The organism is uncultured Aquimarina sp. (assembly GCF_947500065.1).
In the GTDB taxonomy this organism is placed as follows: Bacteria; Bacteroidota; Bacteroidia; order Flavobacteriales; family Flavobacteriaceae; genus Aquimarina.
Window position 1 is genome coordinate 74655 of sequence record NZ_CANMQT010000005.1, and the last position, 25392, is coordinate 100046.

Genomic DNA, 25392 nt, shown 5'->3' on the forward strand with positions numbered 1-25392 from the left:
ATCTCATTACTTGTTATTCTTAACATAAGCAGTATGAACAAAACCGCTAGCGATACCCAGTCAATTTCCAAAGAAATTCATTCCGAAATTAACGGAACGTTGAAAATTACCTGGATACATGGAAAAAAAGTTTTGAATAGTGAAACTGCGAATTACTCTTACGGTTCATTACAGCGAGTTTTAGATTATGCGTTATCCAATATCTACTTTGATAGTAAAGCAAATATCCTCTTACTAGGAATGGGCGGAGGAAGTGTTATAGATACCTTAATAAATCGATATAATCATAGAGGCTCTATTACTGCCGTAGAAATTGATCCTGTTGTTATTGAGCTAGCAGAAAAAGAATTCGATATTAAAGAAAATAAAGATCTGATTATTATCTCTGAAGATGCAATGGATTATGTGGCTAATTGTCAGAAAACCTATGATTTAATCATTATAGATCTTTTTATTGATCTAAAAGTGCCTAGTAAATTTTATAAAATTTTATTTTGGGATCAACTCATCAAATTAATAAAACCAAAAGGAAATGTTCTTTTTAACGCAGGAGTTAACTTAAAAGAGCGTAGTAAAATTGATAGTATTCAAAACCATTATCAAGATGAAATAGGATTTATCCAATATGATAATGTACAAGGAACCAATACTATAGTTATTGGACACAAAACATAAACATTTGATATCCCCAAAACTGTTGGGAGCAAAAAATCTTTTGAGAAGATAAATTATTTATATAATTTAGCATTATAAGAATTATAGTAATCTCATTCTGATTACCAACTTATCTCCTATCGTAAGGAAGACATTGGGGAAATAAGTTTGATTCTTTTACAGAAAACCTCTGTATACCTTAACTAACTTTTTGTTGGTGTGGTGTACAGAGGTTTTTTTATACATCTATCCTAAAATTATAAAAAACATACGTATGAAAAAATTTGTAATTATTTTGGTAGTACTCATCCTGTCTTTATTAGCAACTGCAGTGCTCTTTCCTTCTTTATTATTTAGTACAGCAATTGGTCAAAAAATAATGTTATCTATTGAAGGGGATCAGGTTGCGAGGTTTTATTTCAAGGAAAACCAAACCACAAAGGACACCGTTTACATGACTGGTGTTATTTACGCTAATACATTAAGAGATATTAAAGAAACATTAGATACCAATCCTTCACTAACCACAATAGTGATGGAAGAAGTTCCTGGTTCTGTTGACGATCATATTAATCTTTTAGCGTCTTTAGAAATAAAAAAACACGGAATCAACACCTATATACCCAAGAACGGAATGGTAGCCTCTGGTGGAACTGATATGTTTCTAGCCGGAAAAAAAAGAGAAGCACATCATAGCGCAAAACTAGGAGTTCATTCTTGGGCAGGTGAGGATTCTGTAGCCTTAGATTACCCAAGAGATCATGAAGAACACAATAAATATCTAAACTACTATAAACAAATAAGTATTCCTGAAAGTTTTTATTGGTACACCCTAGAAGCAGCGCCTGCAGATGACATCCACTGGATGACAACAACAGAAATAAACAAATATCAAATATTTACATCTACTCTAGAAAATATCGATTTATTAGAAATACAAAAAAAACTAGCTTCCGATAATTTTAAAGGAAGAGGAACTGGTTCAAATACTGAAACACAAGAACTCATTAAAAATTATTACGACGCTATCAATCTTAAAAAATTTAATGATAGTTATAGCATTCCTTTCATTTTTAATGATGAAAAAACAAAAAAAGAAAGACAAGCTACCAATATCATTGGATATATACCTGGCAAAATCCATAAAGATAAATATATCGTCATTGGAGCTCATTATGATCATTTAGGTATCATCAATGACACAATTTATAATGGAGCTGATGATAATGCTTCAGGAACTGCAGCTTTACTCTGCCTTGCGAAATACTACACTGACAATCCACCTAATCATTCTATAATATTTGCTGCTTTTGATGCTGAAGAACAAGGGTTATTTGGTTCCAAACACTTTGTAAATAACCCTCCTATTCCTATTGAAAATATTAAGCTAAATATAAATTTTGACATGATTAGTCGTAATGACAAAAACGAGATTTATGTAGTAGGTACTTTTCCATATCCACAGTTTAAACCTATTATTAAAAAAGTAGCTTCAACCAGTGACTTAAAAGTTTCATATGGTCATGACGATCCTGAAGATAAGACAAAAGATTACTGGATGTATTCATCAGATAACGGATCTTTTTTTGATAAAGGAATCCCAAATATTACATTCAGTGAAGAAGATCATCCTGATTACCATAAAGAGACAGATGATTTTGAAAATATAAACCCAGAATTCTATACAAACGTCTATCATCTCATACAAAATTGTATAACCGAGATAGACAAAAACTTTCCTGTTTCTGAAAAATGATACACGTTAAAGATATAGAAAAAGCTTATCAGAATATCAAACACGATGTTTATAAAACACCGATGATATTCTCTCCAGAATTAAGTAACATTTCTGGCGCAAAGGTGTATTTAAAAATGGAACAGTTACAGCATACAGGATCTTTTAAAATACGAGGTGTATTAAACAAAATGTATCACATTGATAAAGAAAATTTCAACAAACCATTTGTTGCTGCTTCCACAGGTAATCATGCTGCAGCATTTTGTTACGCTTCAGAAAAACACGCATTTAGAGGTACATTGTTTTTACCCGAGAAAACCAATGAATCCAAAATAAAAGCTCTAGAAAACTACAAGAACATTGAGAAAGTTTTTTATGGTAAAAACAGCATGGAAACGGAAAGAAAAGCTACCACTTATGCTAAAGAAATAGAAGGAATACTTGTACATCCATACAATGATATTGCTATTATATCTGGGCAAGGAACCATTGGATTAGAAATTATCAATCAATTGCCGAATGTAAATACAATCTTAGTTCCTATTGGTGGAGGTGGTTTAATTTCTGGTATTGCATCTTATTTTAAGACTAATGATAACGTTGATGTTATTGGCTGTCAGCCCACAAATGCCTCAGAAATGTATCTTTCTGTAAAACAAGGCCGTATTGTATCTCCAAGTACTCTCGAAACAATTTCTGATGCTACGGCAGGTGGTATTGAAGAAGATGCTATTACATACACTATCTGCAAAAAACTAATTACACATTTTGAACTTTCAGAAGAAGAAGCTATAAAAAAAGCTGTCGCATTTATGATAAAGTATCATCAAACAATCATTGAACCAGCCGGTGCTTTGCCAGTTTCTATACTATTGAATACTAAAAAATTTGCTAACAAAAATGTGGTTTTGGTGCTTACAGGAAAAAAAATAAATACTCTTTTATTAACAGAAATTTTAAATAGCTATGGCAACTATTATTAATATCCAAGATATCAAATCAATAATCAAAGATATTGATATCGTTACAGCAATCGAACAAGGTTTTATTCAATATAGCAATGGTAATACTGTTGTACCTCCTGTTGGAGAATTACTTTTTGAAAAACCCAAAGGTGAAGCCCATATAAAATATGGATACATCAAAAATGATGACTACTATGTCATTAAAATTGCTTCTGGTTTTTATGATAATCCAAAATTAGGTATTCCTTCCAGTCAAGGATTAATGTTATTGTTTAATCAAAAGACTGGTCAATCAGTAGCTGTGTTACTAGATGAAGGGTATCTAACGGATATTAGAACAGCGGCTGCAGGAGCTGTAGTGGCAAAATATTTTGCTCCAAAAAACATAAAAGCAATAGGTATCATAGGAACAGGTATTCAGGCAAGATTACAATTACAATATTTACAACAGTATACTTCTTGTAAAACCGTATGGGTTTGGGGAAGAAATACAGAAAAAGTGCATACATATATCTCGGAAATGGATAAACAATACGATTTTCATATTGCCGTAGATCCGAAAGAAGTTGCTAAAAACTGTAATCTTATTATCACTACTACACCTAGTGCATCTCCCCTTCTTATGACACAAGATATTCAACGAGGTACTCATATCACAGCTGTAGGTTCTGATACTGAAGATAAACAAGAACTGGATAGTGAATTACTAAGAAATGCTGATGTAATTATTGCCGATAGTATCTCACAAAGCAAAACAAGAGGAGAAATATATCAAGCAAGAAAAGCTGGTGCAATTACTAATGAAGAAATTCTTGAATTTGGTTTAGCCATTCAGGACTCCTCTTTACAACGAACTAATGACAAACAAATTACCGTTGCAGATCTAACCGGAGTAGCAGTACAAGATATTATGATCGCAAAAGCGGTATACACGAACTATATTAAAAAATAAACAATCATGAATATTCCAATTTTTGAACTAGAAAGAGTGCAATCATTATTTGAAAACACTGTAGACTATAATCTAACCGAAAGTGGCTTTCATCCATATACTCTTAACGAATTATTAGATAAAGATCAAATCAATACACTTACAAATACAGTTTTAGGTTATGGTCAAACCAATGGTTCTATACCCTTAAGGCAAAGAATCAGTGCTTTATATAATGGAGCTAATGAAGAAAACGTATTAGTAACTAACGGATCTTCTGAAGCTAATTTTATTGCTTGTCATACTTTGCTAGAAAAAGGAGATGAAGTGCTAATGATGGTTCCTAATTACATGCAAATATGGGGAATCGCAGAAGAAATGGGATGTATTCCAAAAGCATTTCATTTAAAAGAAGAAAATCAATGGAAACCGGATTTGATAGAATTAAAATCTTTAGTAACTCCACAAACCAAAATGATTGCAATATGCAATCCTAATAATCCAACAGGTTATATATTAACTAACACCGAAATGCAAGAAATTGTAGCTATTGCAAAAAGTGTAGATGCATGGGTATATTGTGATGAAGTGTATAGAGGTGCCGAACTTGACGGAAATACCATAGAAAGTTTCGTTGGGATGTATGACAAAGTAATGGTTAATGGCGGCTTATCAAAAGCCTATGCCTTACCAGGATTACGATTAGGGTGGCTTATTGGTCCAGAAAAACTAATTGCAGATACTTGGGCATACCATGATTACACTTCCATTACAGCTGGAATTATGAGTCATTATATTGGTGAAATCGCATTACGTCCAAAAAAACGGCAAGAAATCTTAACCAGAAATAGAACCATGCTCAATGAAAATCTAGTTGTTGTAAAAGAATGGTTAGATCAATATGGAGATTTATTCGAATATGTTGCTCCAAAAGGTGGTGGAATGCTATTTATTAAATACAATTTAGCTATTAATTCTACCGAATTAGCAGAATGGCTTCGCACAGAAAAAAGCGTTTTTATTTTAGCAGGTGATTGCTATGGAATAGATCATCATTTTAGAATAGGTATTGGTGAACGCAAAAAATATATTCTGGAGGGATTAGAAAGAATAAAACAAGCTCTTAAAGAACGTTTTAACGTATAAGAATAATTCTAACTCTTTTCTGCAAATGAGTAATTTTTATGTCTTCTAGTAGTTTATAATTTCTGTATTCATTAAACCTGATAGGTTATTAGTACCCTATTAGGTTTTTTTATGTTCATTATTAAGAATCTAATTTATATGCATTGTTTTTCAAAATTATAAACAAATAAGTTATTTTTAAACTTTGGAAACCCATCCTAACTATGACCGCACAAGATCTCACTGATTGTCACGAAAAAATCAAACCATACATTCATAGAACTCCTGTTTTAACTTCACGTCTTCTTAATCAAATTTCAGGAGCAGAGCTATTTTTTAAATGTGAGAATTTTCAGCGAATGGGAGCTTTCAAAATGCGTGGCGCTACTCATGCAATTTTACAATTATCCGATGAACAAAAATCAAAAGGAGTGGTTACACACTCTTCTGGTAATTTTGCTCAAGCCTTATCACTTGCTGCTCAAAGTTTAGGAATCAAAGCATATATCGTAATGCCTTCTAACGCTCCACAAGTAAAAAAAGATGCAGTTAAAGATTATGGGGGACACATTATAGAATGCCCTCCTACTCATAAAGATCGGGAAGAAACTGCGAATAGAATTCAGGCTGAAAAAGGCGCTACTTTTTTGCATCCATATAATGATCACAATGTTATATTAGGACAAGGAACTGCTGCTTTAGAGTTACTTGAAGATTATTCTGATTTAGAATACATATTTTCTCCTGTCGGTGGTGGCGGACTAATTTCTGGAACAGCTCTAGCCGCAAACTTCTATGGTAGAAACTGTAAAGTAATCGGCGGAGAACCTTTTGAAGTAGACGATGCTTATCGTGCATTACAAAGTGGCAAACTAGAAATTAATGAAACCACTCATACAGCTGCAGATGGATTAAAAATGCCTTTGGGCGATCTTACTTTTCCAATAATTCAGAAGTATATTTCAGAAATTATCAGAGTAGATGAAGACGAAATTATATCCTCCATGCGATTGATTTGGGAACGTATGAAAATCATTATAGAACCTTCCTGCGCAGTTCCATTAGCTGCTTTGCTTAGAGAAAAAGAACGATTTCAGAATAAAAAAATTGGAATTATTCTATCTGGAGGGAACGTTGATTTGGGTAATTTACCTTTCTAATAATATTTTAATACATTTTTAACAACCTTTGATAACTACTATAAAACAATAGGTTACGCGCCTATTCTCCTAATCAATTAGTTAAACTACTAACTAATTAGTTGCGTAACTAATCAATTAGTAGTAGGTTTGCTATATCAAATTTCAAGATCATGCAAAAGTTAGCCAAAAGAGAAGAACAGATTATGCAGAGTTTATGGAAACTAGAGAAAGCTTTTATAAAAGAAATTATCGAAGAACTACCAGATCCTAAACCTCATTATAATACAACTGCGACTATTGTGAAAATTTTAGAAGAAAAGGGGTTTATAAGTCATAAAGCGTTCGGAAATAGTTTTCAGTACTATCCTTTGATATCAAAAAATGATTATCAGAAAGACGTTTTAGGAGAGGTAGTCAATAATTACTTTGACAACTCACCACTAGCTTTGGTTAAATTCTTTGCCAAAGAAGAAAAGATAAATACCGAAGAATTAGAAGAAATTATTAAACTCATTAAAAACAATAAGTAATGGCATATATCATCTACAGTTCAGCACTTATAGGGTTATCGTATCTTATATACATGTTATTCCTTTCTAAAGAAACTTTTTATAACCTAAACAGATGGATCTTATTAGGTTTAATCGTTGTATCATTTTCTCTGCCTTTTGTTTCAGTACCAGAAAACATTTCTTTCAGAACCACTATTTTCCAGAAACCGGACGTTGAAGTTACAACAACCGAAACTGCTGAAATACCTATTGTTAGAAATGAGGTAAAAAATTCCACATCTAAAGATATAACATCTCCCGCTTCAGAAAGCGTTGCAAGTACTATTACTCCTTCTATAATTTCTTTAGATTGGAAATCAATAATTATCTATGTCTATATTTTAGGGATTATGGCCTTTGGGGTTAATTTTTTAATCCAATTAAGTGTGTTGTTGTATAGAATGATGCATTATCCAAGCATGGAAGTGGATACTTATAAAATAGTGGAAACAGATACCAATCATGCGCCTTACTCTTTCTGGAATAGAATATTTATAAATCCTAATCAATATAATCCAGATACTTATTTACAGATCTTGAAACATGAACAAATGCATATTGCTGGCAAGCATAGTCTGGATATGTTACTGGTAGAATTATTAGTTACTATGCAATGGTTCAATCCCTTTGCCTGGTTATATCGAAAAGCCATTGATAATAATCTCGAATATCTCACTGATAACGGCATGTTAACCAGAGGAGAGAACAAAGAAATCTATCAAATGAATTTACTAAAAGTATCAACCCCAGATATGCCAACAGGTTTGGCAACAAGTTACAATCAATCATTTCTCAAAAAACGAATAATTATGATGAATTCTAAAAAATCGACTGCAAAATCAGGATGGAAATACCTAATCATTATTCCATTACTGGCTGTAACCGCATTATCCTTTAATCCGGTTAGTGTTAATCCATCAATTCCAGAAATTGATGAATCTTATTCCAATGAATTGGAAACTCCTTCTGATGAACATTTTAAAGAATCTAAATTTAAAAATGATTTCACAAAAGGGGTTTGGGATGCAGAAGTTGGAGGAGGAAAACTATGTGTTATGTACAGAAGTGCAGAACCTCTAAAACGAAGTTTTTGGTCAATAACACGATGTTATGATCCATCTTACTTTGCTAGTTTCCCTGCTGGTGATAAGCAAAAGCTTGAAATCACAAGAGATGCAGGAAGTATGACTTATACAGGAGAATTCCAAAATGGAATCGGAGATGGAAGATACACTTTTGTTCCTAATTCAAGTTTTAGTAGTGCCTTATCAAAACAAGGATTTACGGTAGATAATGAAGAACTTGTTCATTGCTTTCTTACTGATTTTGACAATCAATATTTAGCATATTTAAAGAAAGAGAATCTTTCCTTAAGTCAGGATGATTTTGAAAACATCATTCATAAAGGGCTTTCTCTTGAAAAACTAAAAATGTATCGAAAAGAGCTTTCTGCATTAGGATACAATGACTATACAATGAAAGAAGTAAGTAAGCTAAATTTATTTGATGTTGATGTTTCTTATATCAAATTCATTAATAAAGTTAACGGACAAAAAACCACATTAAGAGAGATTACCAAAGCCAAAATCCATAATCTATCCCCAGAATTTATTAAATCATATTCAGATAATGGTTATAAAAAGATGTCTTTAGATGATTATATGAGATTAAAGATTCATAATGTTTCCCCAGATTTTATCGCCAACTTCAAAAAAAGTGGGTACACAAACATTTCTGTCAAAGAAGCACAAAATCTAAAGATTCATAATGTGACACCCAAATATATTCAATCTTATCAAGATATTGGATACAAGAACATTACATTAAAAGAGGCTAAAAACTTAAAAATTCATAATGTATCACCAGAATATATTAATAGTTTTAAAAAGGCTGGATATCCTAACATTACATTAAAAGAGGCCAAAAACCTAAAAATACATAATGTAACTTCAGACCTTATACAATCTTATAAGGATGCTGGACAGACCAATATTTCTTTAAAAGAAGCTATTAAATTAAAAATACATAATATCTCTCCTGCTCAGGCAAAAGCAGCTAATCATAGCCATAACAGTCAATCTAGTTCTACAAGTAGTTCGGGAAAAGCATATCAGGATGTTCAGGGAACACCTGGTGATTTTATAAAACAATTTAAATCACTTGGCTATGAAAATGCCTCTGTAGATGACATCATTTCTCTTAAGATTCATAATGTTACTCCAGATTTCATAAAAAAGTATCATCAGGCAGGATATAAAGATATTCCTTTGGATAAAGTTGTTGCTTTAAAAATTCATAACGTAAGTCCAGAATTTATTGAGACATTCAAAAAAGCTGGTTATAAGAATATTTCATTAGAAGAAGCGATGTCTTTAAAAATTCATAATGTATCTCCTGATGCAGCTTCAGAATATGTGAAAATTGGATATAACAATCTTAGTATCGATGACCTTATGTCTTTCAAAATCCATAATGTATCACCAGAATATATAAAAGAGTTTAAGAAAACTAGATTCGGAAATCTTCCTCTGGATGATATTATGGCATTCAAAATTCATAACGTAACCCCAGGATTCGTAAAATCTTTCGAAGATTTAGGATATACAAATATCACTGCAGATCAAGCATTGAGTCTTAAAATTCATAACGTAACTCCCAAATTTGTGAAATCATTGAAAGATGAGGATCCTAATATATCGCTTGAGCAAGCAACCAGAATAAAAATTCATTTTTAAGTGTTTATTATAAACTAGCCAACAACTAAGTACTTAAATTAAGTACATTCATCAATCACTAAAAAGCTACTAGTTTAATTAAATTAGTAGCTTTTTTACAAATATAAAAGATCCATAAAAACACCTATACTATAAACTTATTAAAATGAAGCGTCTATATACGATACTACTAGTTTTAGCAATGATCTTTAGCTGTCAAACTAAAAAGAAAGAAATTAAAAATGATACCCAAAAAGTCTTGTCCGAAAAATCGATAAAAAGATTTGTTAAAGGCCATACATTAGTCTCTAACAAATTACCAGAAGTTGAAATTAGCATCAACAGCGAATTTAAATTTATTGGCAAATTTGATTTCGAAATAATAGCCTCTTCTGATGAATATTCAGAAGATATGCAAGGAAAATCAATAGCGGCTGGTGAACGATATGTATTTGCTTCAATGGATGAAAAAAAATCGATAAACAAGCTTTTTATTGTTCAGTTTGAAGGTTTTTTAGCTGAAAATAATCTGATCTATAACTATGATTTCAGTACTGCTGACTTTATCGGAGAGAATAAATATCGTTACAACACTTGGTTTTATGATAGTAAAAAATCAGCTCAGGAAAACCCAAACGGAGAAGGCGCTAAAACAAGAGCTTTTTTAGAAGAGAAAGGTTATGTATTAGAAGATCAATTTATGATGTCTCGTTTTGTAGGGTTAGCAAGTAAGGACAGAAAAAATGAAATTATTATTTTTTACCAAGAAATGCTCAATAAAACTACTGGATATTCCTTAGAAAAGTATGAGAATTCTATAAGTGATGAAGAAGCTAAGTTCATCCGAGATTCATTTATTGAACGCTCGAAAAATAGTTTTAATATCACTAGAGGATAAAAAACTACACTAATCGTTCTGAAAGTTATTTGATGTTAGCATTAAAAAACTGCATTTACTCTAAATAGTTATGTAAACCTATTTGTCTATGTATTCTGAGTGAATTATCTTTTTCTCTACGCCAATATGAAATCCCATTTCCTGTAGTACTCCCAGAAAATCCTGGGACTGTCCAATCTACATAAAATCCACCGTATTTGATGTAACCATTTTCTACTTTATCATATGCGTACGTCATCAACTCAAGAGAATCTATTTTCGCTGGATTATGATAATATGCTTTATAGTGATCTAACAAAACAGATTTTCCTGTTTTAATAGTATCAGCAAACGGCAAATACATTGTATCATCTGTATATGAATCAGCAGTTTTCTCCGGAACTCTATCTATTACATTATTTTTCCCCAAAACAATATATGCTTCTAATTCTCTTGGTATTGTAATGGCTTTGGGGATAGAAGTAGTAGCTTCTGGAACTAAGAATACCGTAGGGTCATCAATATGTCGTAAATATCCAAATGATTCTGCACGTAATTTTATTTTTCCATGTGTATCCTTTTTCCAGACATTAAAATATTTACCTTCTAACTGTTGGGAGTTTTCAAAAATCTTGGTAAATAACCCTATCTCAATAATTCTGTTAGTAAATTCTAAAACATCTATTGTTTGCCTATGATATTCTTTAATATTCTGTCTAGCGAATACGGTATCATAGTATATTTTAATATTGTTATTATTTACTATTAAAGGATTGTAATCCGTCATTAGCAAAGACTCTTTATCATATAAATCGCTTATTACTTCAAACGATCCTGTCTTTGTAGCATTAATTATTTTTTGATTGTATTCTTGTAAAAGATTTTCAACTGTTATTGCCTGTTTAGATTCTTCTTGCTTTTTCTTTTTGGAATCTTCACACGCTAATGATAGCAATAATGCAAGCGTTATAACTATATATTTTCTCATTGTTTTGATTTTTATATCTGCTTTAGTTTTTAATCAATATTACCTATTCAACTGGATTTTGCTTAAGAATCCATATTAAAAATCACTTTCCAGATTTTTAAAGAATTATCTTTTATTCTTCGAAAAACAAATAGATTTTTAGTCTTAAAACTATTTGTTATATTCTGGTTAAAGGGGTAAAAAAATCCAGTCACCTTGCCATGCATTACAACTATTCGATCATAAGAATGTATCTCGATTATTTCATGTTTCATGTCCACACAACCAAAACGTTTTTCATTTTCAATATGCTGAACCAATGAGTTTTTGTCAGTAATTATTGTATGATTTGGAGCCATATGCACTAAATCATCCACCCATACATCCATTTTATCTTCAGTAGATATACTAACATCATCCAATGTTTCTAAAATATACCGTATAGTTTTATAATCTTGTTCTTTAGAAAAACATTTAGTACTGTCATTATTTTTACATTGTATAAATGGTACTAAAACTATCATTCCAATCAATAAGTGTTTACATTTCATTTTCTGTTTTATTTAGATGGTAAACGTATAAACGTACCTCCATAAAATGATCCCGTTGGTTGATCTTTACTATTATATTGTGTCGATTTCAAGATATACTCATTTTCAGAAATCCACGTATATGTATATAATCGATAGGTGTTTTTTGCTTCTCCTTCAAAAAACACTTTAATATGTGCATTACCATTATTTTCTATAGTTCCTTCTCCTACTCCACTTCTGGATGGATAAAAACTTGATAATTGTTGTAATTGATTTTTCTCCTGATTATATACCCAAAGTATATGCCCTCTTGCACTCGTTGCATCTACCAACCATAATAAGCTGTTATTCGTGTTAATAACAGTACATTTAGAATAATGATTTGGAATTTTGAGTTGTTGAATCCCAATGTTATCATCCGATTGTTGCCAAGTATCATTTTTTAATGTCCATTCTCCAATAAATTTCTTAAACGGATTCTCTTTATGCTTTTCATATCTAAAAAAATGCTTTACAATATTTTTCTTTCCTAGTTTTAGTTCTAATTTTCTAGCTTCACCTTGCTCCCATTCTACTTCGTTAAGAACATATTTAAAATAGACATTTGTATCTTTTTCTAATTCAAAAATGATGGATGTAGTATATATACCATCTCCATCTGCATCTTTTAGTTTGACCCCTTTTACCCAAGTTAAAGGTGCTATACTTCCACGAATACCAATGTTAAGTATTGCATCTTCTTGCTTAAGAATAGAATCAGTTGAAACCTGAAAAGTAATCGTAGTTTTCTTCTGAGAAAAGCAAACTAAACTAATCAACATACTGAAAAAAAGTAATTTAAACTTTACAGATTGTTTCATAATACGGCTCAATAGGTTATGTTAATAATTATAATCATATGTAGCTATTTGTCTAACAATCTTAAGAGATCCATTAGATTGTCTTCTCCATATTTTGATGCCTTTTCCTGTACTTATTCCAGAATAATCATCATTTCGCCAATTGGCTATATGGCTAGCGTAATTGACGATATAAGTACCTAAATCATCAATATGATTGTTTCTAATATCTAATTTTTCGAAAATGGGAAGTTCTGCAACGTGGTATTTCAGAAATGTGTCTAATGACTCTTTATCTAGATACATAGGTTTATAACTAAACATGGATATGACATCGTTTGTATATAATTGTGACCATAATTTATGATCTCCTTGCGATATAAACTCTTCCATGAATCGATTCAATGCTGCCAATTCAAAACGTATATCATTGTTAATAGGTAGATGTTCTTGATATGCTAATACAGTACCTGGAACATTATTAAATTTTAGATGCTCCGTAAAGTCTGTATGATGATTATAATTCCATATCTCAGAAATCAAAGAAAATTTTCCTTCTTCCTTTTCCCAAATATCCATGTATTTCCCTTTGAGTTCTTTTATCTGTTTTGTGCTCTTTAATTGAATTTTCATAGTAAAAGTACCTAACACAGAAAATTGAGATCCCAAATCCAGTATTTCTAGGTTTTCTCTTTTATATTTCAAAATATTAAATCGTTCAAAAAATGCTTTATGATAAATCGATGCATTTTCTTTACCCAAAAGTGTTTTTTGAAAAGCAGGCATCAAACGTATATCTTCAGAATAATAACTAACTATGATTTCGGGATTAGCTGTCAGCATTCCTTTAGTACAATCTATAATGAACTTATTCATATAATCATTAATACTTTCTTCATTTATAGGTACTGTTTTAGCGATTACATTAGGAAAATTTACAAAAAGTAAAAACGTGCAAAAAAAGATATTTCTGATGTATCTCATCTAATATTAATTTTAAAGATTTCGGCTAAAATATTTTGAAAACAAACACAATAACAACTGTAATTGACAAAACGCTAGTAGCTATTGACAACCTACAGAATTTGAAGGTTTACTGCTATAATTCACTATATAACTCAATCAAAATACTTTCGTCAATTATTTGAATACGTTCATCAATAAATCAGAGCCTCTGTATGTGTTTAAAAACTATTTTCTTATTTTACTACATTTTAAGTTAAGTTTCATGCGTGTAGAATTGGACACTATCAAGAATTCTAAAATACTAATCGGTTTATACCGCTATAAAATACACCACCTCTTATTTTGGTTTGTGTATCACTATATGTGGTGGGCAATTGGTATTGGCAGTGCTAAGGAAGCTGCGTATAATATTTTCTTTTCACCATATACCACTAAGTTTCTTTTCTATTTCATTTTTCAGGCTGCGGCAGTTTATTTCAATTTGTATTACTTGATTCCAAAATTTTTAGAAAAAAGAAAATATCTAGAATATCTATTTCTTTTTGCGCTAACCACATTTATTACAGTTATAATCATCACTTTTGGATATTTTGTTACCGCATACGTATCCCCTTCTTCATTTACAGAATTATTCGGAGATCAGACTTTTGTCAAATTATTAAAATCAAGCCCGTTGTCCTCTACATTAGCGAGTATGACATTAGCTATGAGTATTAAACTGGCAAAAAACTGGATTAAGTCACAACAACGCCAACTACTGCTGGAAAAAGAAAAAACAGAAACTGAACTCAAATTTCTAAAATCACAATTCAATCCGCACTTCTTATTTAATACGATCAATTCTATTTTTGTATTGATTCATAAAAACCCAGACATGGCTTCTGAATCTCTTGCTAATTTTTCAGATCTAATGCGATATCAACTCTATGAATGTAACGAAGCAAAAATACCTCTAGATAAAGAAGTAAATTACCTTAAGAATTTTATTGAATTAGGAAAGCTACGACTTGATAACACCGTTTCTGTTACAGTAAATATTGAAGATACCATCTATGGAAATGTATCTATAGCGCCTTTTATTTTAATGCCTTTTGTAGAAAATGCTTTTAAACATTGTTCTCAAGGTGATTATCAAAGGAATTGGATCATTATACATCTTCACTTCTTTGAAAAAAATATCTTACTAGAAGTTGAGAATACGATAATTACAGATAATCAACAAAACTCTAATATTATATTGGAAAACAGCGGAATAGGATTAAAAAATGTAAAGAGACGATTGGATTTAATATATCAGGATCGGTATGAAATGTCCACAAAAAAAACTAAAGAAACTTATAAAGTAAAACTTGATCTACAATTGAGTACTACTCTCATTACATCAGAACAACCTATTATACCTATAACATCATTACAATCTTAAAAAAAATATCATGATTTTAAAATGTATTGTAATAGACGATGAGCCTTTGGCAAGAGAATGTATTTCTAATTATATCAATGAGGTAGACTTTTTAGAACTACAAGGGTCTTGTAATAATCCTTTAGAAATTACCAAGATAAAGAGTTCACATGAAGCTGATCTTCTTTTTCTTGACATACAAATGCCCAGAATGAATGGAATAGAGTTTTTGAAATCTATGAAAACCAAACCAATGGTAATCATTACTACTGCTTTTCCTAACTATGCATTAGAGGGGTTTGATTTGGATGTTATGGATTATCTATTAAAGCCTGTTACATTTACCCGTTTTTTTAAAGCAGTTTGTAAAGTAAAAGAACAATATCTTTTGATACAAAATAAGACCGACATAACTAAAAACAAGGAAAATCCGAACCCTGATCATATCTTTATCAAATGTGATAGTTCTTATAAAAAAATTCGTTTTGATAACATTCTGTTTATTAAAGCTATGCAAAACTATGTAGCGTTTCATACTACCGATGGAAAAAAACATCTCTCATTAATTCCTTTAAAAGAAGTAGTAAAACAACTTGATTCTGATATTTTCATGCAAGTCCATAAATCGTTTATTGTTTGTATTCACAAAATAGAAGCAATTGAAAAAGAAGGAATTACAATTGGCTCTCATTATATTCCGTTAGGCAGGAATTATAGAGGATCCATTATGGAGAAGATAGTAAATGATAGAATATTGAAGAAATAATGTTTTTCTCAAGTTTCCTCTGAAAATAAAAAAACTGCTAATCACATTTGATTAGCAGTTTTTAATACGTCTTTGATATTATTAGCATTTTATAACATCAGAAGAATTAATACAATCGATAGCCCCAATTGATTGCTCTTCTATCATCACTAGACCAACCAGGTGTTGAACTTAATCTCCAGTTGCATACATATACACTACTTTTCATGACAGAACCACAGTTATTAGCTCTATGATATGATGCACCTCTTGTACCTGGTATCAATTCTCCTTCAGTTTGATCTGAATGCAAATAACCAAGGTTATGGCCTAATTCATGTATTAACAGAGCCATAGTAGACTCTCCAGAAGAACCTTCGTGATCCTTAGCCGTATTTATATTTAACCATGAACCTACATTTCCTCTACCATCTGGTAATGCAGCTCGTGCCCAAGCATTAGTATTAGTCTGATACCAAGCACCAACAAGTATATCTGCCTGTGATCTGGTATAAGTCCTCCTTATATTAATATTAGGACTTATACGGCTCCAATGATAAGCAGCCCAAGAAAATTCGTATTCAAACTGTCTTGGAAAGTTTCTTTCAATGTAATAAGTAATATCTCTTGAATTACTATAATAAACTCCATTACCTATACGATACCATTGGTTTTTTGCATCGGTAGGTCGGTTTTTATCCAGATTACCCTTAAGTTCAAAAGGAAATGCCATATCATCACCATAGATAAACGATTTTTGTTCAAAATCTGGTGTCAGGTTTTCAGAAGAATACCCCTGTTCTACTAAGAAATCTAAAGTGGATTTTGCTTCTTTAGACAATGCCTGCTCTTCTTGATATAAATCTTCTTGATTTAAATCTTCATTTTGGCAACTAAAAGATAATAAGACAGTTACCAAAACTAAAATGAGTTTGAATTTGTGTTGTAACATAATGTTAGTTTTTAAGTTATTGGAAAATTACCTAATAATTTAAGGTGCAATCAATACCATATTAGCAGATCATAATACAAAATATACCTAATTGATAGATTAACTATGAAATAGTTAAATAGTTAGTAATTAATCAATATTATTGACCAATTATTAAATATAAGCTAACTACTTACAAACTTATTTAGTATTATGAAAAATACACTTACACTACTATTTTGTATTCTTTTTTCGGTAACAGCATTTACACAAGACAGAAACTGTGCTGTTATGGAAGATTTAGAAAATAGGATGAAACTCGACAAAGGCCTATCAGAACGCATGGCAAAAATTGAAGCTTTTACTCAAGAAAAGGTAAAAGAACTAGAAACATCTAAAAGTATTCAGGGAGATATCATCACCATCCCTGTTGTGATACATATACTTTATAGAAACGCAACAGAGAATATTAGCGATGCTCAAATACAATCACAAATTGAAGTTTTAAATGAGGATTTTAGACGTACAAATAGTGATGCAAATAATGTCTGGTCACAAGCATCAGATACACAAATCGAATTTTGTTTAGCTACCATAGATCCTAATGGAAATAGTACAAACGGAATTACCAGAAAACAAGTTACCCGAGAAGATTGGGGATCAGGTGCCAATAACGACATGAAGAAATTATCTTCTGGAGGGGTTAATCCTTGGGATACTACACAATATCTAAATATGTGGGTATGTCCAAAACTTTCTGCACCTGGTTTTAATAATCTTTTAGGTTTTGCACAATTTCCTGGAGGTAATGCTGCAACAGATGGTGTAGTTATGGGGTATAAATATTTTGGTAAAATAGGTACAGCTACAGCACCTTTTAACTTAGGACGTACAACAACACATGAAATAGGTCATTTCCTAAATCTTCGTCATATATGGGGCGATGGTGGTTGCGGAGTGGATGATTTTGTAAGTGATACACCAGAATCTGATGCTTCTAATACAGGTTGTAATACTACTCATAATTCTTGTGGATCATTGGATATGGTACAAAATTACATGGATTATAGTGATGACTCTTGTATGAACTTATTTACTCAAGGTCAAAAAAATAGAATGAGATCAGTACTACTCTCAGGAGGTGTTAGATCAAGTTTAGCTCTTTCGGATAAGTGCGGAGCCGTAACACAACCAACTTGTGATGATGGTATTCAAAATGGAGATGAAACAGGAATAGATTGTGGAGGTTCATCTTGTACACCTTGTCAAACAGGAAATCAATACTGTGATTCATCAGGAAACAGAGTGCAATATGAATGGATTGCTGGAGTACAAGCTGGTGGTTTAAATAATACTTCAGGAGCACAAACATATTCGGATTTTACTGCTCAGACTATAACACTTACAAGAGGTCAAAGCAATGCTATTACTTTAACTCCAGGGCACTCAGGAACTGCTTATGATGAATACTTTAGAATATGGATTGATTATAATCAAGATGGTGATTTTAGCGATTCAGGCGAATTAGCATTCGATGCTGGTACAGCTTCTAATACTACTGTAAATGGAACAATAACACCTCCGACTTCAGTAACATTAGGAACTACACGTTTGAGAGTATCTATGAAATATAACGCAGCTCCAGATCCTTGTGGAAACATAGGTGATGGTGAGGTAGAAGATTATACCGTAAATATACAAACTGGAAATCCGCCAACACCAACCTGCTCAGATGGTATTCAGAATGGCGATGAAACAGGAATAGATTGCGGTGGTTCATCTTGTACTCCTTGCTCAACAGGAGGTGATAGATGCGCTGGAGTTGCTGCTTATGATAGCTCTGCTACATATGTTGCTGGTGATAAAGTAGTTTATCAAAATTCTTTATACGAAAGGAGAGCTAATGGAGGATGGACTAATTTGGGACCTTGTGGATCCGCAAGAATTACAAAAGAACTAAATAACTTTGACGTTCGTATATATCCAAATCCATCCAAAGGAAACACCCTTAACGTATCATTAAATAGCATTAATGAGATTACATATTCAATCACAAATATGATAGGGCAAGTTGTTAAAAAAGGAACCTTAAGCAATTCTAATAAAATAAATATTCAAACGCTAGAAAGCGGATTATATATGGTTCAATTTAATACTGATAATCAAACGATTATCAAGAAATTCTTGAAGAGATAATTATTCGCCAAATTTAAATTAATTGTTAAAAAGGCTGTTAATCACAAGTGATTAACAGCCTTTTCTATGTAACACTTATAGTAAATTAAACTCTTGGCAAATCTCCTTCTCCTTTAAGTGGTAAATTAGAGCTTCCCATTAAATAGGTATCTATATGATAAGCAGCTTGTCTACCTTCTGCAATGGCCCAAACAATTAATGATTGTCCTCTACGAGTATCACCAGCAGCAAAAACACCTTTTACATTAGTTGCGTAGTTATCTTCAGTCGCTTCGATATTTGTTCTTAGATCCATATTAACACCTAATTGCTCAGCAATTGTTGGTTCTGATCCAGTGAATCCCATAGCCAATAAAGCAAGTTCACATTTCCATTCTTTTTCGGTTCCTGGAATTTCTTTTAATGTAAAACGTCCATTTTCTTTTACCCACTCTACTTCAGAGGTTATTAATCCTTTAAGGTTGCCTTCGGTATCTCCTAAAAACTCTTTAGTTGAAATACTCCAATTACGCTTTGCTCCTTCTTGATGAGAAGAACTTGTACGTAATCTCATTGGCCAGAATGGCCAAGGTTGATTAGCAGGTCGCTCTAATGTTCCCTTACCCATAATTTCGAAATTAGTAACGGATGTTGCTCCATGACGAATCGAAGTTCCAATACAATCAGATCCGGTATCTCCTCCTCCAATTACAATTACATCTTTTTTGGTAGCTAATATCTCTTCTCCTAATTCTGTAATTCCATCGACACGTTTGTTATTCTGTTTTAGAAAATCCATTGCCTGTACCACTCCATGAAGATCAGATCCTTTTACTGGTAAATTACGACGAACCGTGGCTCCGGTGCATAATACCACTGCATCAAAATCTTCTTTTAATGCATCCGCAGTAATATCTTTTCCTATATGAGTATTTGTTTTAAAAACAATTCCTTCTTCTTCAAGAACTTCAATTCTACGATCAATTACATTTTTTTCCATTTTGAAATCAGGAATACCATAACGTAACAACCCTCCTACTTTTTCATCTCTTTCAAAAACTGTAACCAGATGTCCTGCACGATTCAATTGCTGGGCAGTTGCCAAACCAGCAGGTCCCGATCCTATAACAGCAACTGTCTTTCCTGTTCGTTCTTTTGGAGGATTAGCTTTGATCCATCCATTTTTAAAAGCTTCTTCTACTATATTTTTTTCTATATTCTCTATGGTTACAGGATCTTCATTGATCCCGAGTACACAAGCTTCTTCGCAAGGTGCAGGACACAATCGTCCTGTAAATTCAGGGAAGTTATTTGTCGAATGTAAAATTCGGCTTGCTTTATCCCATTTTCCTCTATACACAGCATCATTAAAATCAGGAATCAGGTTTCCTAGAGGACATCCACTATGACAAAATGGAATACCACAATCCATGCATCTTGCTCCTTGACTTTTTAGTTTACTTTCTTCCATTGGAACGGTAAACTCTTTATACCCTTTTATACGATCTTTAACAGGCTGGTACTGTTCAATCTCTCTTTCAAATTCTAAAAATCCAGTTATCTTTCCCATGTTCAATATCGTTTATGCTTGTGCTAATTTTTCTTCTTCTAATCGTTTTAAGGCCTGCTTATACTCTTCTGGGAAGATCTTGATGAACTTTGGTAATTCCTGTTCCCAATTCTCCAGAATTCTTTGTGCTAACGGACTTAGAGTAGCGTTATAATGTGATTCTATTAAACCTTTTAACTCGATTACATCTTCAGATATTTCGACAGGATCTAAGTTTAGCGATTCTTTGTTACAATGCGCTTCGAATGTCTTTTTATCATCATAGATATAAGCGATTCCACCAGACATACCTGCTCCAAAGTTTCTTCCTACTTCTCCAAGAATCACAGCAACTCCTCCTGTCATATATTCACATCCGTGATCTCCGATACCTTCTACAACAGCTTTAGCTCCAGAGTTACGAACACAGAAACGTTCTCCTGCTTTACCATTGATAAATACTTCTCCATCAGTTGCTCCGTATAAAGTAACATTACCAGTAATCACATTCTCTTCCGGCACCAAAGTAGCTTCGTCTGGCACTTTAATGATTAACTTAGCTCCGGATAATCCTTTACCTAGATAATCATTGGTATTTCCATTTACTACCATCGTTAATCCCTTTGTTGCAAAAGCTCCAAAACTTTGACCAGCAGCTCCGGTAAAATTCAATTTTAATGTACTTTCTGGTAAACCTTGCGCTCCATATATTTTAGAAATTTCATTACTAAGAATTGCACCAACCGCTCTATCTGTGTTCGTAATATCAAAATCTAAGGTTGTTTTTTCCTTTCTAAATAATGCTTGATGCGCTTGTTCTATGATCTCAAAGTCTATGGATTTTCCTAGACCATGATCTTGTGTTTCTGAATTATATACGGCTACTCCTTCTGGTGATTCTACCTTATGCAATATTGGAGAAAGATCCACACCAGCTGTTTTATAATGCTCAATAGCCTGTTTGCGATCTAACTTATCCACTTGTCCAACCATTTCGTTTATCGAACGGAAACCAAGTTGTGCCATAATCTCTCTTAATTCCTGAGCTACGAAATACATATAATTTACTACATGTTCTGGTTTTCCTTTGAACTTCTTACGTAATTCAGGATTCTGAGTTGCAATACCAACCGGACAGGTGTTTAAGTGACATACACGCATCATCACACATCCCGATGCTACTAAAGGAGCTGTAGCAAAACCAAATTCTTCTGCTCCCAGTAAACAGGCTACTGCTACATCTCTACCTGTTTTCAGCTGTCCATCACATTCTAAGACAATTCTACTTCTAAGGTTATTACCTACTAAAGTTTGTTGCGCTTCAGCAATTCCTAATTCCCAAGGCAAACCAGCATGCTTTAATGAAGTTAATGGAGATGCTCCTGTTCCTCCATCAAATCCAGAAATTAATACAACATCTGCCTTTGCTTTGGCTACACCTGCAGCAACTGTTCCCACTCCTACTTCTGATACTAATTTTACATTTATTCTTGCGCTTCTATTGGCCGATTTTAGATCATAAATTAACTGAGATAAATCTTCAATAGAATAAATATCATGATGTGGAGGTGGTGAAATCAATCCTACATATGGAGTAGAATTACGAGTCTTGGCTATTTCCGGATTTACTTTAGGCCCTGGTAATTGTCCTCCTTCTCCAGGTTTTGCTCCTTGCGCCATTTTAATCTGTATCTCGGCAGCATTTGTCAAATAATTTGAAGAAACTCCAAATCGACCAGAAGCTACTTGCTTAATTGCACTGTTTTTCCAGTCACCATTTACATCTTTATAAAAACGCAATGGATTCTCTCCTCCTTCTCCAGAGTTACTCTTCCCTCCAATACGGTTCATCGCTATAGCAAGATTCTCGTGAGCTTCCTTACTAATAGATCCGTAAGACATCGCTCCTGTTTTGAAACGTTTTACTATTTCTGTCCAAGGTTCTACCTCATCTAAAGGAATTGGATCGTAATTAGAAAATTCTAATAATCCACGTATTGTCATTAGATTTTTAGACTGTTCATTGATCAAATTCGCATATTCCTTATACGTCTTAGGATCATTATCCCGTACAGATTTCTGAAGTTTAGCTACCGATAAAGGATTAAACTGATGCTTCTCTCCATTACGTCTCCATCTATATTGACCTCCTATTTCGAGATCTAATGTCGCATCCACTTCTCTTTCTATATAGGCTCTTTTATGACGTTTTCCTATCTCTTTTTCTATTTCATACAAGCCAATACCTTGAATACGAGTTGCTGTGTTAGGAAAATACTTATCCACTACCTTGGTATTAATACCAATACATTCGAAAAGTTGAGAGCTACGGTATGAATTCAAAGTAGAGATTCCTATTTTATTCATTACCTTAAGAACTCCTTTACCAACAGCCTTATTATAATTATTTACAGCCTCTAATGCTTCTAAGTCTGTAATATTCTCATCTTCAATTTGTTCTTTTATAATCTCATTTACCATATATGGATTAATGGCACTTGCTCCATATCCGAATAATAATGCAAAATGATGTACTTCTCTTGGTTCTGCTGATTCTATAATAATACTTACTTGAGATCGTTTTCCTAGTTTCTGCAATCCACTGTTGACAAAAGAACACGCTAATAATGCTGGAATCGGAGCTCTGTGCTTACTTACATTTCTATCGGAAAGAATAATAATATTACTTCCTTCATCAATTGCTTCTGAAACTTTGTTTAAAGTGTCTTCCAAAGCATCTTCTAATCCATTAAGTCCTCTATTGATATTATATAACATAGAAACAGAAGTAACCTTAAAACCTTTATCTGCATATGTTTTTATTTTATCCAAATCCTCTTTTGAAATAACAGGGTTTTGAATTTTTAATTTATTACAGTGCTTCTCATTAATATCAAAAATATTATGATCTGCTCCTAAAGTAAGGCTGATATCTGTAATTAATTCCTCTCGAATTCCATCTAAAGGAGGGTTTGTAACTTGTGCAAATAATTGTTTAAAATAATTATAGATTAATTGAGATCTCTCAGACAGCACAGCAATTGGCGTATCTGATCCCATAGAACCAATTGGTTCCTTTGCCAACTGACTCATAGGTACGATGATTGTATCTATATCTTCCTGGGTATACCCAAATACTTCTTTACGTTTATCAATTGTTTCTTCTCCTAAAAACAAAGGGCAATCGTTATAAGGAATATCCTTTAGATGCACTAAATTATTGTCTATCCATTCTCTATACGGATGTTTAGCTGCTATCTCCTCTTTAATTTCTTCATCATTGATAATTCTTCCTTCGCTCATATCAACCAAGAACATTTTTCCTGGTTCTAACCTACCATGAAACTCCAAATTACTTGGTTCAATATCAACAACTCCAGTTTCAGAAGACATAATTACATATCCATCCTTTGTTACTGTATAACGAGAAGGTCTTAATCCATTTCTATCTAACACAGCTCCTATATAATTACCATCGGTAAAAGGAATTGACGCAGGACCATCCCAAGGTTCCATAGCACAAGAGTTATATTCATAGAATGCTTTCTTGGCTTCAGACATTTCAGGATTCTTTTCCCAGGCTTCAGGAACCATCATCATCATAACTTCTGGTAAAGATCTACCAGTCATTAACAATAATTCTACCACCATATCCATAGATGCAGAATCTGATTTTCCTTTTAGTACTACAGGTAGTACTTTTTTAATATCTTCTCCAAACCAATTACTTTCTAATAATTCCTCTCTAGAACGCATTCTAGTAACATTACCTCTTAATGTATTGATCTCACCATTATGGCACATGTACCTAAAAGGTTGTGCTAAATCCCAAGTAGGAAACGTATTAGTAGAAAAACGTTGATGTACCAATGCTAACCTGGTTACTACCTTAGGATCCATAAGATCTGTATAGTACAACTTAATATCTTCTGGCATTAGGAGTCCTTTAAATATAAGTGTCTTTGTAGATAAACTTGGTAAATAGAAAAACTTGCTTTCGGATAATTTAGAACTATATATGGTATGCTCTGTAACTTTGCGGGCAGTAAATAATTTTAGATTAAAGTCAAAATAACTTTGCTCTACACTATTCTTACCTATAAATATTTGTTTTATAAAAGGTTCTGTAGTTGCGGCAATGTCACCTAAATGAACCGTATCCACTGGAACATCTCTCCATCCTAAAAGAACAAGTCCCTGATCGATAATATTTCTTTCAAAAGTATCAATACAATACTGTCTTTGATTTTCCTTTTTTGGTAAGAATACATTACTTACCGCATATTCTCCTGCTTCGGGTAAATCAAAAGTACAGTTCTCTACAAAAAAATCATGCGGGATATCTATAAGTATTCCTGCTCCATCCCCTGTCTTACCATCAGAGCTTACTGCTCCACGATGTTCTAATTTTTCAAGAATTTCAAGTGCTTTATGAATAATATCATTAGACTTTTTCCCTTCCAAGCTACAAATAAATCCGGCTCCACATGCGTCGTGTTCAAATTCCGGTAGATACATTCCTTGTTTCTTCATATTTTTTCCGATCTAAAGTGTTTCAAGTTGTTGAAATTAACAAAACCTTAAGGAA

At 32.6% G+C, this 25392-nt stretch carries 19 protein-coding genes; 12 read left to right on the top strand and 7 right to left on the bottom strand.

Features of this window, described 5'->3' with window-relative positions; all coding sequences use genetic code 11:
• Positions 1-33 precede the first annotated feature (33 nt).
• From Q0975_RS15815 to Q0975_RS15855, 9 genes are all read left to right on the top strand, one after another.
• Entirely contained in the window at positions 34-675 is a 642-nt protein-coding gene (locus tag Q0975_RS15815) for a spermidine synthase (RefSeq protein ID WP_299438391.1), read from the top strand.
• Between the two features lie 253 nt (positions 676-928).
• Complete coding sequence (locus Q0975_RS15820) at positions 929-2410, top strand: M28 family peptidase (RefSeq protein ID WP_299438392.1); 1482 nt, start codon at positions 929-931, stop codon at positions 2408-2410.
• Positions 2407-3375: a pyridoxal-phosphate dependent enzyme gene (locus Q0975_RS15825; protein WP_299438393.1), complete on the top strand. Its 969-nt coding sequence runs from the start codon at positions 2407-2409 to the stop codon at positions 3373-3375. The genes Q0975_RS15820 and Q0975_RS15825 overlap by 4 nt, the downstream gene beginning before the upstream one ends.
• Entirely contained in the window at positions 3359-4309 is a 951-nt protein-coding gene (locus Q0975_RS15830; protein ID WP_299438394.1) for a hypothetical protein, read from the top strand. Before Q0975_RS15825 ends, Q0975_RS15830 begins: the two co-directional genes overlap by 17 nt.
• A gap of 6 nt (positions 4310-4315) precedes the next feature.
• Positions 4316-5434, top strand: a complete 1119-nt coding sequence (locus tag Q0975_RS15835) for an aminotransferase class I/II-fold pyridoxal phosphate-dependent enzyme (protein WP_299438396.1) — start codon at positions 4316-4318, stop codon at positions 5432-5434.
• Between the two features lie 203 nt (positions 5435-5637).
• The gene (locus Q0975_RS15840; RefSeq protein ID WP_299438398.1) at positions 5638-6573 is read left to right on the top strand and encodes a pyridoxal-phosphate dependent enzyme; all 936 of its coding nucleotides are present in this window, start codon (positions 5638-5640) and stop codon (positions 6571-6573) included.
• A gap of 152 nt (positions 6574-6725) precedes the next feature.
• Positions 6726-7085, top strand: a complete 360-nt coding sequence (locus Q0975_RS15845) for a BlaI/MecI/CopY family transcriptional regulator (RefSeq protein WP_280936580.1) — start codon at positions 6726-6728, stop codon at positions 7083-7085.
• On the top strand, positions 7085-9841 hold the full coding sequence (locus Q0975_RS15850) for a M56 family metallopeptidase (RefSeq protein ID WP_299438402.1): 2757 nt from the start codon (positions 7085-7087) through the stop codon (positions 9839-9841). Before Q0975_RS15845 ends, Q0975_RS15850 begins: the two co-directional genes overlap by 1 nt.
• A gap of 145 nt (positions 9842-9986) precedes the next feature.
• Complete coding sequence (locus Q0975_RS15855; RefSeq protein WP_299438404.1) at positions 9987-10718, top strand: hypothetical protein; 732 nt, start codon at positions 9987-9989, stop codon at positions 10716-10718.
• A 55-nt stretch (positions 10719-10773) separates the two neighbouring features.
• Here the strand turns inward: Q0975_RS15855 and Q0975_RS15860 are convergent, their stop codons facing one another.
• From Q0975_RS15860 to Q0975_RS15875, 4 genes are all read right to left on the bottom strand, one after another.
• The gene (locus Q0975_RS15860; protein ID WP_299438406.1) at positions 10774-11685 is read right to left on the bottom strand and encodes a hypothetical protein; all 912 of its coding nucleotides are present in this window, start codon (positions 11683-11685) and stop codon (positions 10774-10776) included.
• Positions 11686-11747: 62 nt separating this feature from the next.
• Entirely contained in the window at positions 11748-12215 is a 468-nt protein-coding gene (locus Q0975_RS15865; protein WP_299438408.1) for a hypothetical protein, read from the bottom strand.
• Positions 12216-12223: 8 nt separating this feature from the next.
• On the bottom strand, positions 12224-13057 hold the full coding sequence (locus Q0975_RS15870) for a hypothetical protein (RefSeq protein ID WP_299438410.1): 834 nt from the start codon (positions 13055-13057) through the stop codon (positions 12224-12226).
• Positions 13058-13078: 21 nt separating this feature from the next.
• Positions 13079-14020, bottom strand: a complete 942-nt coding sequence (locus Q0975_RS15875) for a nuclear transport factor 2 family protein (protein WP_299438412.1) — start codon at positions 14018-14020, stop codon at positions 13079-13081.
• A 244-nt stretch (positions 14021-14264) separates the two neighbouring features.
• Between Q0975_RS15875 and Q0975_RS15880 the strand changes: the two genes are divergently transcribed.
• Positions 14265-15425 (top strand): histidine kinase, encoded by a 1161-nt coding sequence (locus tag Q0975_RS15880; protein ID WP_299438414.1) that lies wholly within the window; start codon positions 14265-14267, stop codon positions 15423-15425.
• A 10-nt stretch (positions 15426-15435) separates the two neighbouring features.
• Entirely contained in the window at positions 15436-16170 is a 735-nt protein-coding gene (locus Q0975_RS15885; RefSeq protein ID WP_299438415.1) for a LytTR family DNA-binding domain-containing protein, read from the top strand.
• A gap of 106 nt (positions 16171-16276) precedes the next feature.
• Here the strand turns inward: Q0975_RS15885 and Q0975_RS15890 are convergent, their stop codons facing one another.
• Positions 16277-17101, bottom strand: a complete 825-nt coding sequence (locus tag Q0975_RS15890; protein WP_299438417.1) for a hypothetical protein — start codon at positions 17099-17101, stop codon at positions 16277-16279.
• A gap of 192 nt (positions 17102-17293) precedes the next feature.
• Here Q0975_RS15890 and Q0975_RS15895 point away from each other — a divergent pair, with 192 nt between their 5' ends.
• Entirely contained in the window at positions 17294-19276 is a 1983-nt protein-coding gene (locus Q0975_RS15895) for a GEVED domain-containing protein (RefSeq protein ID WP_299438419.1), read from the top strand.
• 85 nt (positions 19277-19361) lie between these two features.
• Here the strand turns inward: Q0975_RS15895 and Q0975_RS15900 are convergent, their stop codons facing one another.
• Together Q0975_RS15900 and gltB are read right to left on the bottom strand one after the other, a co-directional pair.
• Complete coding sequence (locus Q0975_RS15900; RefSeq protein ID WP_299438421.1) at positions 19362-20825, bottom strand: glutamate synthase subunit beta; 1464 nt, start codon at positions 20823-20825, stop codon at positions 19362-19364.
• 12 nt (positions 20826-20837) lie between these two features.
• Entirely contained in the window at positions 20838-25337 is a 4500-nt protein-coding gene (gltB, locus tag Q0975_RS15905) for a glutamate synthase large subunit (protein ID WP_299438423.1), read from the bottom strand.
• Between the last annotated feature and the right edge of the window lie 55 nt (positions 25338-25392).

What these genes read in the sequence shown, in the direction of transcription:
- Q0975_RS15870 (WP_299438410.1), bottom strand. Translation starts at nt 13,057, where the DNA reads ATGAAACAATCTGTAAAGTTTAAATTACTTTTTTTCAGTATGTTGATT.
- Q0975_RS15895 (WP_299438419.1), top strand. Translation starts at nt 17,294, where the DNA reads ATGAAAAATACACTTACACTACTATTTTGTATTCTTTTTTCGGTAACA.
- Q0975_RS15845 (WP_280936580.1), top strand. Translation starts at nt 6,726, where the DNA reads ATGCAAAAGTTAGCCAAAAGAGAAGAACAGATTATGCAGAGTTTATGG.
- Q0975_RS15840 (WP_299438398.1), top strand. Translation starts at nt 5,638, where the DNA reads ATGACCGCACAAGATCTCACTGATTGTCACGAAAAAATCAAACCATAC.
- Q0975_RS15855 (WP_299438404.1), top strand. Translation starts at nt 9,987, where the DNA reads ATGAAGCGTCTATATACGATACTACTAGTTTTAGCAATGATCTTTAGC.
- Q0975_RS15890 (WP_299438417.1), bottom strand. Translation starts at nt 17,101, where the DNA reads ATGTTACAACACAAATTCAAACTCATTTTAGTTTTGGTAACTGTCTTA.
- Q0975_RS15815 (WP_299438391.1), top strand. Translation starts at nt 34, where the DNA reads ATGAACAAAACCGCTAGCGATACCCAGTCAATTTCCAAAGAAATTCAT.
- Q0975_RS15825 (WP_299438393.1), top strand. Translation starts at nt 2,407, where the DNA reads ATGATACACGTTAAAGATATAGAAAAAGCTTATCAGAATATCAAACAC.
- Q0975_RS15880 (WP_299438414.1), top strand. Translation starts at nt 14,265, where the DNA reads ATGCGTGTAGAATTGGACACTATCAAGAATTCTAAAATACTAATCGGT.
- Q0975_RS15820 (WP_299438392.1), top strand. Translation starts at nt 929, where the DNA reads ATGAAAAAATTTGTAATTATTTTGGTAGTACTCATCCTGTCTTTATTA.
- gltB (WP_299438423.1), bottom strand. Translation starts at nt 25,337, where the DNA reads ATGAAGAAACAAGGAATGTATCTACCGGAATTTGAACACGACGCATGT.
- Q0975_RS15835 (WP_299438396.1), top strand. Translation starts at nt 4,316, where the DNA reads ATGAATATTCCAATTTTTGAACTAGAAAGAGTGCAATCATTATTTGAA.
- Q0975_RS15830 (WP_299438394.1), top strand. Translation starts at nt 3,359, where the DNA reads ATGGCAACTATTATTAATATCCAAGATATCAAATCAATAATCAAAGAT.
- Q0975_RS15885 (WP_299438415.1), top strand. Translation starts at nt 15,436, where the DNA reads ATGATTTTAAAATGTATTGTAATAGACGATGAGCCTTTGGCAAGAGAA.
- Q0975_RS15875 (WP_299438412.1), bottom strand. Translation starts at nt 14,020, where the DNA reads ATGAGATACATCAGAAATATCTTTTTTTGCACGTTTTTACTTTTTGTA.
- Q0975_RS15865 (WP_299438408.1), bottom strand. Translation starts at nt 12,215, where the DNA reads ATGAAATGTAAACACTTATTGATTGGAATGATAGTTTTAGTACCATTT.
- Q0975_RS15850 (WP_299438402.1), top strand. Translation starts at nt 7,085, where the DNA reads ATGGCATATATCATCTACAGTTCAGCACTTATAGGGTTATCGTATCTT.
- Q0975_RS15860 (WP_299438406.1), bottom strand. Translation starts at nt 11,685, where the DNA reads ATGAGAAAATATATAGTTATAACGCTTGCATTATTGCTATCATTAGCG.
- Q0975_RS15900 (WP_299438421.1), bottom strand. Translation starts at nt 20,825, where the DNA reads ATGGGAAAGATAACTGGATTTTTAGAATTTGAAAGAGAGATTGAACAG.